Annotated in this window: 10 protein-coding genes; 8 read left to right on the top strand and 2 right to left on the bottom strand. The window is 68.5% G+C overall.

Annotated features, from left to right (window positions below; translation table 11 throughout):
* Positions 1-77: 77 nt before the first annotated feature.
* The 6 genes from valS to Q8T13_10560 all read left to right on the top strand — a co-directional run bounded on the left by valS (position 78) and on the right by Q8T13_10560 (position 7,261).
* The gene (valS, locus tag Q8T13_10585; GenBank protein MDP3718199.1) at positions 78-2,669 is read left to right on the top strand and encodes a valine--tRNA ligase; all 2,592 of its coding nucleotides are present in this window, start codon (positions 78-80) and stop codon (positions 2,667-2,669) included.
* Complete coding sequence (gene nadC, locus Q8T13_10580) at positions 2,669-3,511, top strand: carboxylating nicotinate-nucleotide diphosphorylase (GenBank protein MDP3718198.1); 843 nt, start codon at positions 2,669-2,671, stop codon at positions 3,509-3,511. The genes valS and nadC overlap by 1 nt, the downstream gene beginning before the upstream one ends.
* A complete protein-coding gene (locus Q8T13_10575; protein ID MDP3718197.1) occupies positions 3,511-4,302 on the top strand; it encodes a biotin--[acetyl-CoA-carboxylase] ligase in 792 nt (263 codons plus the stop codon). The genes nadC and Q8T13_10575 overlap by 1 nt, the downstream gene beginning before the upstream one ends.
* 58 nt (positions 4,303-4,360) lie before the next feature.
* Positions 4,361-5,152 carry a type III pantothenate kinase gene (locus Q8T13_10570; GenBank protein MDP3718196.1) on the top strand — a complete coding sequence of 264 codons (792 nt, stop codon included), beginning with the start codon at positions 4,361-4,363 and terminating at the stop codon, positions 5,150-5,152.
* Positions 5,153-5,178: 26 nt separating this feature from the next.
* A complete protein-coding gene (locus Q8T13_10565; GenBank protein ID MDP3718195.1) occupies positions 5,179-5,901 on the top strand; it encodes a hypothetical protein in 723 nt (240 codons plus the stop codon).
* Between the two features lie 97 nt (positions 5,902-5,998).
* On the top strand, positions 5,999-7,261 hold the full coding sequence (locus Q8T13_10560; GenBank protein ID MDP3718194.1) for a TRAM domain-containing protein: 1,263 nt from the start codon (positions 5,999-6,001) through the stop codon (positions 7,259-7,261).
* On the opposite strand, the gene Q8T13_10555 is transcribed toward Q8T13_10560, so the two are convergent.
* Complete coding sequence (locus Q8T13_10555; protein MDP3718193.1) at positions 7,242-7,934, bottom strand: gamma-glutamyl-gamma-aminobutyrate hydrolase family protein; 693 nt, start codon at positions 7,932-7,934, stop codon at positions 7,242-7,244. The genes Q8T13_10560 and Q8T13_10555 overlap by 20 nt on opposite strands.
* 14 nt (positions 7,935-7,948) lie before the next feature.
* Positions 7,949-9,976: an arginine--tRNA ligase gene (argS, locus tag Q8T13_10550; protein MDP3718192.1), complete on the bottom strand. Its 2,028-nt coding sequence runs from the start codon at positions 9,974-9,976 to the stop codon at positions 7,949-7,951.
* A 69-nt stretch (positions 9,977-10,045) separates the two neighbouring features.
* Here argS and Q8T13_10545 point away from each other — a divergent pair, with 69 nt between their 5' ends.
* Positions 10,046-10,636, top strand: coding sequence for a hypothetical protein (locus Q8T13_10545; protein ID MDP3718191.1), 591 nt, complete (start codon positions 10,046-10,048; stop codon positions 10,634-10,636).
* Positions 10,637-10,638: 2 nt separating this feature from the next.
* Positions 10,639-12,261 (top strand): tetratricopeptide repeat protein, encoded by a 1,623-nt coding sequence (locus tag Q8T13_10540; protein MDP3718190.1) that lies wholly within the window; start codon positions 10,639-10,641, stop codon positions 12,259-12,261.
* Positions 12,262-12,278 lie beyond the last annotated feature (17 nt).

Here is a 12,278-nt window from a genome sequence, read left to right as displayed (position 1 = left end):
GCCGTAGCTTCAGCGGCGGTGGCAGGGTTGCCTGGGACGCGTCCGCCCGGGCGTGTTCCGCGAGATAATGGGGGGATATGCCCGTTCCCGAGAAGCCCGCACTGGAAGGCCTGGAAGCCACGCTATCGGCGAAGTGGGAGCGTGACGGCACCTACCGGTTCGACCGCACCAAGTCCCGCGACCAGGTCTACTCGATTGATACGCCGCCGCCGACGGTAAGCGGGTCGCTTCACGTCGGGCACGTCTTCTCGTACACGCACACCGACATCGTGGCCCGCTTCCAGCGCATGCGCGGGAAGGAAGTGTTCTACCCCATGGGGTGGGACGACAACGGCCTGCCGACCGAACGGCGCGTTCAGAACTACTTTGGCGTGCGCTGCGATCCGTCGCTGCCGTACGACCCGAACTTCAAGCTGCCGGAAGAAGCCGACCCTTCGACAGGCTCAGGGTCGCCCCGAGCGAAGTCGAGGGGCGACAAGCAGGCGATTTCGGTGTCGCGGCCCAATTTCATCGAGCTGTGCGTCAAGCTGACGGTCGAAGACGAGAAGGTCTTCGAGCAGCTATGGCGGTACCTCGGCCTCTCGGTCGATTGGTCGATGACCTATGCGACGATCGGCCGTCCTGCCCAGCGCGTGTCGCAGATCATGTTCTTGCGGCATCTCGCGAAGGGGCTGGCATACCAGGTGGAAGCGCCGACCCTGTGGGACGTGGACTTCCGCACCGCGGTGGCGCAGGCCGAACTCGAAGATCGCGAACAGCCGGGCGCGTACCACAAGATTCATTTCGCCAAGGCCGGTGGGGACGGAGTGGTCGCGATCGAAACCACGCGCCCTGAATTGATCCCCGCCTGCGTGGCGCTGGTCGCGCATCCAGATGACGCGCGCTACCAGCCGCTGTTTGGGACGGAGGTGGTCACACCGATTTTCGGCGTGAAGGTGCCGGTGCTGGCGCATGCGCTGGCCGATCCCGAAAAGGGCAGCGGCATTGCCATGATCTGCACGTTTGGCGACACCACCGACGTGGTCTGGTGGCGCGAGCTCAAGCTGCCGGTGCGCGCCATCGTGCAGCCGAACGGCGCGCTCGGCCGCGTGCCCTGGGGCGAGCCGGGCTGGGAGTCGGCCGACGTGGCGCGCGCGCAACAGGCGTACGACCAGCTGGCCGGCCTGTCAGCGAAGAAGGCGCAGGCGAAGATGGTCGAGTTGCTGCGCGACAGCGGCGACCTGCAGGGCGACCCCACGCCGATCACCCACAACGTCAAGTTCTACGAGAAGGGCGATCGCCCGCTCGAGATCGTGACCAGCCGCCAGTGGTTCATCAAGACCATCGACCATCGCGACCAGTTCATCGGGCGCGGGCGCGAGATCGCGTGGCATCCGCAATACATGCAGGCGCGCTTCGAGAACTGGGTGAACGGGCTGAATGGCGACTGGTGCGTGAGCCGCCAGCGCTTCTTCGGTGTGCCCATCCCGGTCTGGTATCCGCTGCGCGCCGACGGCACGACCGACCACGGCCGCCCGCTGGTGCCGGCCGAGTCGCGGCTGCCCATCGATCCATCCACCGACGTGCCCGAGGGCTACACCGCCGACCAGCGCGGCCAGCCCGGCGGTTTCGCCGGTGATCCCGACATCATGGACACCTGGGCGACTTCGTCGGTGTCGCCGCAACTGGTGACCCTGTGGGAAAGCGATCCTGAGATCTTCGCGCGCACGTTTCCGATGGACCTGCGCCCGCAGGCGCACGACATCATTCGCACCTGGCTGTTCTCATCGGTGGTGCGCGCGCACTTCGAGAACGAGTCGGTGCCGTGGACCAACGCCGCGATCTCCGGCTGGGTGCTCGATCCCGACCGCAAGAAGATGTCGAAGTCGAAGGGCAACGTGGTCACGCCGCTGGGTCTGCTGCAGGAGTACGGCTCCGATGGCGTGCGCTACTGGGCCGCGCGCGGCGGCCCAGGCGTCGACACCGCGTTTGACGTCGGCCAGATGAAGATTGGCCGCAAGCTCGCCATGAAGGTGCTGAACGTGTCGAAGTTCGTGCTGGCGGGGGACCAGCCAGCCGGCGCGGTCACCGAGGCGCTCGACCGCGGCATGCTGCAGAACCTCGCCAGCCTCGTGGACGAGGCGACCGCCGAGCTCGATCAGTACGAGTATGCCAAGGCGCTGGCGAAGATCGAGTCGTTCTTCTGGGATTTCTGCGACAACTACATCGAGGCCGCCAAGTCGCGCCGCTACGGAGACTTCGGCGCCGACGCCGCGGCGTCGGCCTCGACCGCGATGCGGCTGGCGCTGTCGGTCCTGTTGCGCCTGCTGGCGCCGTACCTGTCGTTTGTGTGCGACGAGGTGTGGTCGTGGTCGAACGACGGCTCCGTGCATCGCGCGGCGTGGCCGACCCGCGCCGAGTTGATTGCCGTCTCTGGCACCGACGCCGCTGCCGAGCGATCGGTGCTCCACCTGACCGAGGCGCTCAACGCCATTCGCAAGGCCAAGACCGATCAGAAGGTGTCGGTCGGCACGCCGGTCCAGGAAGTGATCTACTTCGCCGGAGAGGACGCGGCGACGAGCCTGGCGCTCGTCGCGCGCGACCTGAAGGCGGCCTGCCGCGCCGACACCCTGGTGCTCAAGGCCGGCCCACCGCGCGTCGAGATCACGCTCAGGCCGGCCGAGGCGTAATGGTTCCGCCGCTGAAGCCGGAGGCGTATCGCGGCCTGGTTCGCGATGCGCTCGCCGAGGATCGCGGACAGGGCGATGCCACCAGCACCGCCACCATCGCCGTGGGCCAGCGCGCCCGCGGCGTGATCGTCGCCAAGGTGCCGATGGTGATCGCCGGGCTCGCCGTGGCGGCCGAAACGTTCGCGCAGGCCGACCCCGCTGCGGTGTTCGAGGTGCGGTGGTCCGACGGCGCCCACGTCGAAGCCGGGGAGGTCGTCGCCACGGTGACCGGCGATGCGCGCGCCCTGCTCGAAGCCGAACGCACCGCCTTGAATTTCCTGCAGCGCCTGTGTGGCATCGCCACCCTGACCGCCCGCTTCGTCGAGGCGGCGGCCGGCGGCATCACGATTCTCGACACCCGGAAGACCACCCCCGGCTGGCGCGCCCTCGAGAAGTACGCCGTCCGCTGCGGCGGCGGCCGCAATCACCGGCAGCGTTTGGACGATGGGATCCTGATCAAGGACAACCATAAGCGGCTGGCTGGTGGGGTGCGCGCCGCGGCCGAGCGGGCTCTTGGCGGCGCACACGGACTGCCGGTCGAAGTGGAAGTGGAGACACTCGAAGAACTGGACGAGGTGCTGCAGACCGGCGTCCCGCGCATCCTGCTCGATAACTTCACCACCTACGACATTCGGGAAGCAGTCGAGCGCATTGCCGGTCGCGCCGAGATCGAGATTTCGGGGGGCGTGACCCTGGCCCGCATTCCCGAACTGGCCACCACGGGGGCGCAGTACGTCTCGGTAGGCGCCCTCACGCATTCGGCGCCGAGCGCGGACCTCAGCTTCGAACTCGAGCCAGCCTGATGCTGCCCGACGACTTGGTGGCGGCGCTTGGCGCGCTGCGGGACCGGCGTGCCGGCCTGCCTCTCGACGTGCGCTGGCACGCGGAGGTGCCGTCGACCATGGATGTGGCGGCGGAGCTGGTGGCCGCAGGGGCGGCGCACGGCGTCGTGGTGGGGGCCGAGGTGCAGACCGCGGGACGCGGCCGCCGCGGCCGCGTGTGGGAATCGCCGCCGGCTGCGGGGCTGTACTTCTCGTTCATTGCCCGCCCGCCGCTCCAGGCGAACGCGACGCTCCCGCTGGTGACGCTGGCAGCCGGGGTCGCGGTGCGCGACGGCATTCACGCGGCCCTTGGATGGGCCCCGGCGCTCAAGTGGCCGAACGACGTGATGGTGGGCCGTCGCAAGCTGGCCGGCATCCTGGCCGAAGGCCTGGCGGTGGGGACGCCCGCGCAGGCGGTGGTGATCGGCGTGGGCCTGAACCTGCTGCCGTCAGCCTATGCGGCAGAGGTCGCCGCGCGGGCGACGTCGCTCGAAGCGGAACTGGGCCGTGCGGTCGACCGCGGGCAGGTGCTAGCCGAGATCCTGGGCGCATTGTCGGACCGCCTGGCCATGCTGGCCAGAAGTCCCGGTGATATTCTGCAGGCGTGGCGCGCGGCGTCACCAAGTGCGACCGGGACGCGCGTCGAGTGGGATGGCCGCACCGGAACGACGGCCGGCGTCGACGATTCGGGCGCCTTGTTGATTCGCACGTCGTCCAGCATCGAGCGCGTCATCGCGGGGGAACTGCATTGGCACCTGGGCACCAGCACCTAGGCACCGTGGCACCCTTGGCACATTTGGCACATTTGGCACATTTGGCACCCTTGGCACCATGCTCTTAGCAATCGACGTCGGTAACACCAATATCGTCATCGGCGTGTTCCAGGGACGCGAGTTGGTCCACAGCTGGCGGCTGACGACGATCCGCGAGCGCACGGCCGACGAGTTGGGCATTCTCGTGACCGACCTGTGCGAGCACCATCTGATCACGCGCCAGCAGATCTCCGGCATCGTGATCGCCTCGGTGGTGCCGCCGCTGACCGCCACGCTGCAGGCGATGGCCGTCAAGTACTTCGAGCGCACGCCGCTGCTGTTTGAGCCGGCGGTGAACGGCGGCATGCCGATTCTCTACGACAACCCGGCCGAGGTCGGCGCCGATCGCGTCGTCAACGCGCTCGCCGCGCTCGATCAATGGGGCGTGGGCACGCCGATCATCGTCGTGGACTTCGGCACGGCGACCACTTTCGATGCGATCTCCGCTAAGGGCGAGTACCTGGGTGGCGTGATTTGCCCGGGGCCGCAGATTTCCGCGGATGCGTTGTTCCAGCGCGCGGCACGGTTGCCTCGCATCGAGGTGAAGAAGCCGGCGAAGGTGATCGGCACCAATACCGTCGCGTCGATGCAGTCAGGCCTGTTCTGGGGCTACGTGGACATGGTCGAGGGCCTCGTGCGCCGCATGAAGGCCGAACTCGGTGGTCACGCGCTGGTGATCGCGACCGGTGGCCTCGCGGTGGTGGTGGCGCCCGAGTCGTCGCTGATCGATCACGTGGACGTCGAGTTGACCTTGTACGGCTTGCGGCTGGTCTGGGAGCGTCAAGCCCGCCACAGATTAGACACAGATTAAACACCGATGAATGGCGTTTCCCAGCTGTGACTGACGTCGACGGCTACTGCCGAGAGCTCGAAACCTACCTATGTCGCAAGAATGACGGCCACCTGATTCGCATCACGGGTCCGGCGTTCGAGCGGGTGGTGGCGTGGGCGCACCAGGGTATTCCCCTGAAGGTCGCCCAGGCCGGCATCGATCGCTACTTCGAGCGCTACTACCGGAAGGGACCGCGCCGGCGCCCGGTGCGGATTGATTTCTGCGAGGCCGACGTGCTCGACGCGTTCGACGACTGGCGCCGCGCGCTGGGCATTGCCGGGGTCGTGCCCGATGCCGCGGGCGGACCCGATGTCGAAGAGCCGGTGCCGGGCGCCGGCCGGTCGCGCCGGTCGCTGGCGTCGCAGATCGAACGGGCCCTCTCGCGCCTGACCGTGTTGCGCGGCAGTGACCAGGCGGGGCCGGCGATTGGCGCCGCGCTCGATGCCGCCGTGCGAGCCCTCGACGCGCTGCAGCCTGAGGCGGCGCGCGCCCGCGGCGAGGCCCGCGACGCGCTGCTGTTGCGGGTCGCGGCGATCGACGCCGGCCTCGTCGCGGCCGCGATCGCGGCCCTCGGCGAAGGGGCCCGGGCCGAGATCGAGCACGAGGCCGACGCCGAGCTGGCGCCGTTCCGCCAGCGCATGGCGGCCGAGGCCTACGCCCAGACGCGCCGCGCCGCGATCGATCGACTCGTTCGCCACCACTTCGGGCTGCCAGACATCGGGATGTAACGGGGCCTGGCACGATTACATCGATTTCGTGGCAGAAGTTGCCACGTTCGCAAGAACTGCTTCGTTTTGGACGTAACCGTGCCAGGCCCGGACATATATGCACAGAGGCGATCGACTCACGCTCACCATTGAACGGCCCGCGGCAGGCGGCCGCATGATCGCGCGCCACGAAGGCGCGATCGTCTTCGTGGCCGGCGCCATTCCCGGCGAGGTGGTCGAGGCCGAGGTGGAGAAGGTCCAGCGCGGCACCGGCTGGGCCATCACCCGCCGGGTGATCGAGCGGTCGCCCGATCGGGCGCCCGATGCCGCCGACGGCTCGTCGCCGTCCGATGGCGGCTGCGGCGGCTGTGTCTTCGCGCACATCGGCTACGACCGCCAACGCTCGATTAAGGCGGCGATCATCGAAGACGCGTTCCGGCGCCTGGGTCGCCTCACGCTCGATGCCCCCGTCGACGTGCTGGCGTCGCCGGTCGACGGCTACCGCATGCGGGCGCGCCTGCACGTGCGCAACAGCCGCATCGGCTTCTTTCGCGAAGGCACCCACTCGCTCTGTGATGCCGGGCCGACGCGACAGCTGCGGCCAGACACGCTGTCGGTGCTGCAGGCGCTGGAGCAATCGCTGAAATCACTGGGCCGCGACACGATCGGCGAGATCGAGCTGTCGGAGAACCGCGACGCGAGCGAACGCGCCCTTCATCTCGAGCTCTTGCCGAACGCCGATCCCTCGCGACTGGCAGCGGTGACGACCCTCGCGGGCCTGACCGGCGCGACCTGCGCGCCACCCGAGACCGCGCGGACGATGGACCTGTGGGGGACGGGGGTGGTGTCGGACGCGGTGTCCGGGGCCACGCTGTCGCGTCACGCGCGATCATTCTTTCAGGGCAACCGCTTCCTGTTGCAGCCGCTGGTTGATCACGTGCTGTCGCAGGTCGTCGACGGCCCGGTGCTGGACCTCTATGCGGGCGTCGGCTTGTTCAGCCTGACGGCGTCGCACGCCGGCCATGGTCCCGTGGTCGCTGTCGAGGGCGACCGGTTCTCATCGGCGGACCTGCGGCGCAACGCGTCGGCCCGCGAGGACGTCCGGGTGCGCAGTGAGTCGGTGGAAGACTACTTGCCCCATGCGACCAAGGCTGCGACCATCATCATGGACCCGCCGCGGACGGGACTGTCGAAGCAGGCGTTGGCCGGGGTGATGGCGGTGCAGGCACCGCGCGTGATCTACGTGTCGTGCGACGTCGCGACGATGGCGCGCGATGCGCGTCTCCTGGTGGATGCCGGCTACCAGATGGCCAACGTGCGCGCGTTCGATCTCTTTCCGAACACCGCGCACATCGAGACGGTCACCGTTTTCGCGCGTTAGCCGCCTGCACGAACCCCTCGAACAGCGAGCGGAACTCGCCCGTGCGCCAGAAGTTCTCGGGGTGCCACTGCACGCCCACGCAGAAGGCGTCGCCCGGTTTCTCCATGGCCTCGATCACGCCGTCGGGCGAGGTGGCGGTGACCTCGAAGCCGGGAGCCACTTTCGCCACCGACTGGTGGTGGCGGCTGTTGACGTGGCACGTCTCGCCGTCTTCCATGTGATCGGCCAATAGTTTCGACAACCGCGAGTCTTTCGACACCCACACTTCGTGGGCGACGTGTGCCCGCGGTTCGAGCACCGAATGATCGAGCGCGCCGGGCACCTGGCTGGGAATGTCCTGGATCAGCGTGCCACCCATGGCCACGTTCAGCAGTTGCATGCCGCGGCAAATGGCCAGGAACGGGACGTTCGCGGCGATCGCCGCCTTGGTCAGGGCAATCTCGAAGGCGTCGCGATCGGTCTCGGCCGACTGGAACGTCTCGTGCGGGGCCTCGCCGTAGAGCATGGGATCGACGTCGCCGCCGCCGGTCAGCATGATGCCGTCGAACCGCGCCACGATCTGTTCCGGTGACTCACCGCCGGCGGCCACTTCGACGGGCTCGCCACCGGCCCGGCGTACGGACTCCACATAGTCGGACATCCGGCGGTTCTGGGCGATCGCAATCAGGGCCATATGCAGCAAGCGTCCTACATTCGGGGTGGAACAGCAACGCCCATCAAGCCGAGCATGCGCGTCAGCTGGAGACGGAAATAAGCCACTGCCGCCGCCCGCCAGCGGCGGACGTCGTCGCGCTCCTCGTTGAGAATCTGGGCGCGGTGGTAGAAGGCGTTGAACATCTGGGCCAGGCCGAAGCCGTATTTCGCCAGGACCGCGAACTCCAGCGTCCGGACCACCTGCTCGACGACCTCGTCCAGGCGCGAGGCTTCGAGGACCAGGGCCCACAGCTCGTGGTCGCCGTCGCTGCCGTTGATGAAGTCGGGCGGGGCGGCCGGCAGCGGCCCGAGCATCGCGGCCTCGTCAAGCCCGAGGCGGTCGTGGAGCTTCTGGAAGATGTTGTTGGCCCGCACCACGGCGTACTGCAGGTACGGCCCGCTTTCGCCCTCGAAGCTGAGCGCTTCGTCGATGTCGAACGCGATCACCTTGGTGCGCGAGTACTTGATCAGGAAGTAGCGGACCGCGGCGATGCCGATCGTTTCGGCAATGCGGCGGCGCTCGCCCTCCGGCAGTTCGGGCTGGCGGCGGTCAACCTCGGTCATGGCCTTGTCGATCACGCGATCGATCAGGTCGTCGGCCTTGACGCCCAGGCCCTTGCGGCCGGACACTTCGACGAACGGCCGCTTGGCGTCCTCGGAGTCGGGCGGCGGCGCAAACCCGAGCTCTTTGGCGGTGGCGTGCGAGAGCGCAACCATCTCGTACGAAAAGTGGGTGAGGCGGTCGGCTTCGGCCGGGTGCCCAATCGCCGTCAGCGCCTGCTTCAGCAGCTTCTGCAGGTACGCCTGGCGCACGTCGATCACGTTGTAGGTGGCGGCGGCGGCGCCGAACGGTGGATGGTCCGGCACCGCCAGCGACGGATCGCTGGTCGTCGCCCAGAGCGTTTCGCCGTTCATGCGGGTCGCGAACGGCCGATAGGAGAAGTCGTGACCGAGCAGTCCTGACTTCCAGAACTGGTAGGCCATGTCCTTCGCCACGTAGACGGCGGTGCCGTTCGAGCGCACGATCACCTTCTCGCGTGACTCGGGGTCGTCGTCTTCCGGATTCGGCGGGGTGTCAGGATCGCCTGCCCTGAGCGGCGTCGACGTGTCGATCTTCATCACCCAGCAGCCGGCATGCTTGCCTTCGTTCTGGAGGTAGACCGCGCCGGTGGCTTTCATCGCCTCAAAAGCGCGGGCCCAGAACTTCAGGCGCAGGATGTCGCCTTCCCAGGTGAGCAGCTGGTAGTCGATGTTCAGCCGCGCCATGGTCTCGAGGTGCGCGCGCACCACCGTGTCGGCAATGAACGCGGCCAGGCCGGCCGTCGGCTCGACGCCGTGCTCGATGTCGTGCAGCGTCGCGGCGCGAATCTTCAGCCGTTCCTTGTCGCCGTCGTACCACTCGGTCACGCGGGCGTAGAGATCCCAGCAGTAGTAGTCAAAGCGCGTGGTCGCGGCCAGTTGGTGCGCGCCGGCCAGGTCGATCTTCTCGAACTCGCGGAAACCGACCACGACGTCGGCCACTTGCACGCCGGTGTCGTCGATATAGTTCTGCACCTCGACGGGCGTGCCGCGGAAGCGCAAGGCGCGAACCAGCGTGTCGCCCAGGGCGGAATTGCGCAGGTGGCCGATGTGCGCGGCCTTGTTCGGGTTGATCGCGGTGTGTTCGACGATGGTCTTGTCGGCGCGCTGCGGCGGCGCGGGCAGCGTGCCGGCGAGGCCGAGGCGCGCCAGCAGGAACGCGGGCCGATCCAGGAACACGTTGAGGTAGCCGTTCGGAGCCGCCTCGACCCTGGTGACGCCCGCGACCGGGCCGAGCGCGTCGGCGATCTCCTGCGCGATCACGCGTGGCGCCTGGCGCAGCCGGCGCGCCAGATCGAACGCGACCGGAGTGCCGAGGTCGCCCATGGTCCGGTTGGGTGGCGTCTCGATGGGGATGTTCAGGCCGGGATCGATGATCTCGTAGCGTTCGGCGAGCACGGCGCGCACACGCGCCTTGAGCTGTTCGTGAAGGGGAAGAATCATGATGCTGGTTCGTTGACTCGATCGAAGCGAAGCGGTACGATCACGTTATCATTTCCCCACGGCTTCGTCATGGTTGACGCTGGAATCGGCCGCCTGCTCATTTCGAGTCTGCACCAGGGCATTGCCGATGTTTCACCAAGCCGGCTCGATTTTTACGAAAACTGGTTGAGCCCGGCCGGGATGCGCGACGGGCGCATCGGCCTCGCGCCGCTCGGCGCCGTCCTCAGCTTCGTGCACCGGGAAGAGCCGCCGTCGAACGATCAGATTGCCACCCGAGCCGGCGTCTGTGCCGCCGACTGGACCTACCAGGAACTGTCGGGCCTGCGCCGATGGTACATCCACCGCCTGCCGCTCGGCCTGCGGTCGCGCGCCGCCCTCTCGCTGGCCAAGCGGCTGATCCTGGCGACGGTCAGGCAGTCCCAGGTCAAGCGACAGATGCGGGGCACCACGGCGACGATCGACATCGACTCGGAACTGTGCCGGCAGCTGCGCGACCCGGCGACCTTTCCCATGCGCGGGTTCTACGCCGCCGCGCTCCAGCAGTTATGCGCGCACTGCAATGTCGACGCGACCGTTCAGTTTGCCGGCGAGCGGCCGGGCGGCTTGAGCCTGGCGGTCACGGTGAACGGTGCCGGCCCCGGCCCGGCGGGTGCCGCGTAGTCGTGCGCGGGCGCCGCTGGGCCATCGTGGTCGTGTGCGCCGTGGCACTGGCGTGGCCGGCCGCCGCGGCGGCGCAACTGCCGGCCGGCACGCCGGTGGTGGTCCTGCCTTTCGACAACCCCGCCCAGGAACCGCGGCTCACGTGGATGCGCGAAGGCGCCGCCGTGTTGCTGACCGACTTGCTGGCCGCGAGCGGGGAGCGGGTCATCGATCGCGAAGAGCGCCTGCGCGCGTTCGACCGGCTGCAACTCCCCGCCGGCGCCGGGCTGAGCCGGGCCTCGTCGATCAAGGTCGGCCAGGTGGTGGGCGCCGGCGTGGTGGTGATTGGTGCACTCGAACTGAGCGGTGATCAACTGGTGGCCCGCGGCCGGGTGGTGCGCCTCGACACCGGTCGCTTGTTACCCGAAGTCCAGGTGTCGGGCGCCCTGGCCGAGGTGTTCGGCGTTTTCGGCCGCCTCGCGCACCTGCTCCGCGGCGTCACCGGCGAGCCGTCGCCGGTCCCGACCGACCGGCTGCCGCCCTCGATGCAGGTGTTCGAGTTGTATATCAAGGGCCTGGTTGCCGAGGCGCCGGCCACCGCGATCACGTTCCTGGAGCAGGCCCTGACGGCCGCGCCCCGGTTCGATCCGGCCCGGCTCGCGATCTGGGATCTGCATTCCGAGGCCTCGGCGCATCAGCGCGCGCTCGACGCGCTGGCCGGCGTGCGTGCCGATAGCCGCTACTCGCGCGAGAGCCGATTCCGCCGGGCGTTGTCCTTGATTAGCCTGAAACGATTCGATGACGCGCTGCAGACACTCCGCGCGCTGCAAGGCGAAGAGCGGTCGGCGGCCGTCACCAACGCGATCGGCGTCGCCGAGTTGCGCCGCACCGCGACGCCGCAACCCGGCCGTGCCACTTACTACTTCAGCCAGGCCAGCGAGATCGATCCTGCCGACGGCGACCTGTTCTTCAACCTGGGCTACGCGTACTGGATCGATCGGGATGCGCGCGCGGCGATCTATTGGCTGCGCGAGGCGGTGCGGCGCAATCCCGCCGACGGCGACGCGCACTTCATTCTGGGGGCGGCCCTTCACCAGACCGGCGCGACGGCCGAGGCCGCGCGCGAGCGCGAGCTGGCGGTCCGGCTCTCGTCGAAATACGTCGGATGGGAAACGCGTGCCGCCGGCGGCGACCCCGTGCCTCGCGGCCTCGAACGGCTGGCCGAGAAGCTCACGCCGTCAGCCAACCGCGTCGACAGCATCCTGACGTCGGCCGGCCAGCGCGACAACCAGACGCTGGCCGCGTTCCACCTCGACGCCGGCCGCCGCGCTTACCAGCGTGAGGCCGACCGCGAAGCGATCCAGGAACTGCGCCGCGCGCTGTATCTCTCGCCGTACCTGGCGGAAGCGCACTTGCTGCTCGGCCGCCTCTACCTGCGCGGTGGCCGCGCCACCGAGGCCGTGGAGGCGCTGAAGATTGCGCTATGGAGCGACGAGACCGTGCCCGCCCACCTGGCGCTGGCCGAGGCCTACCTCGAGGGGCAAGACACCGCCTCGGCGCGGGCTGAAGTCGACCGGGCGCTGGCCTTGGACCCCCAATCGGCCGAGGCCATGGCTTTGAAGGCCAAGATCGGCGGGGGGCCGTGATAAAATTCTGCCCAGAT

It is taken from the genome of Acidobacteriota bacterium (genome assembly GCA_030697165.1).
Classification (GTDB): Bacteria; Acidobacteriota; Vicinamibacteria; order Vicinamibacterales; family UBA2999; genus 12-FULL-67-14b.
The sequence above is the reverse complement of the archived record's forward strand: the minus strand, read 5'-3'. Positions and strand labels throughout refer to the sequence as shown.

Excerpts from the sequence above, each read along its gene's own strand:
- valS (MDP3718199.1), top strand. The coding sequence starts at position 78 with ATGCCCGTTCCCGAGAAGCCCGCACTGGAAGGCCTGGAAGCCACGCTA.
- nadC (MDP3718198.1), top strand. The coding sequence starts at position 2,669 with ATGGTTCCGCCGCTGAAGCCGGAGGCGTATCGCGGCCTGGTTCGCGAT.
- Q8T13_10575 (MDP3718197.1), top strand. The coding sequence starts at position 3,511 with ATGCTGCCCGACGACTTGGTGGCGGCGCTTGGCGCGCTGCGGGACCGG.
- Q8T13_10570 (MDP3718196.1), top strand. The coding sequence starts at position 4,361 with ATGCTCTTAGCAATCGACGTCGGTAACACCAATATCGTCATCGGCGTG.
- Q8T13_10560 (MDP3718194.1), top strand. The coding sequence starts at position 5,999 with ATGCACAGAGGCGATCGACTCACGCTCACCATTGAACGGCCCGCGGCA.
- Q8T13_10555 (MDP3718193.1), bottom strand. The coding sequence starts at position 7,934 with ATGGCCCTGATTGCGATCGCCCAGAACCGCCGGATGTCCGACTATGTG.
- argS (MDP3718192.1), bottom strand. The coding sequence starts at position 9,976 with ATGATTCTTCCCCTTCACGAACAGCTCAAGGCGCGTGTGCGCGCCGTG.
- Q8T13_10545 (MDP3718191.1), top strand. The coding sequence starts at position 10,046 with ATGGTTGACGCTGGAATCGGCCGCCTGCTCATTTCGAGTCTGCACCAG.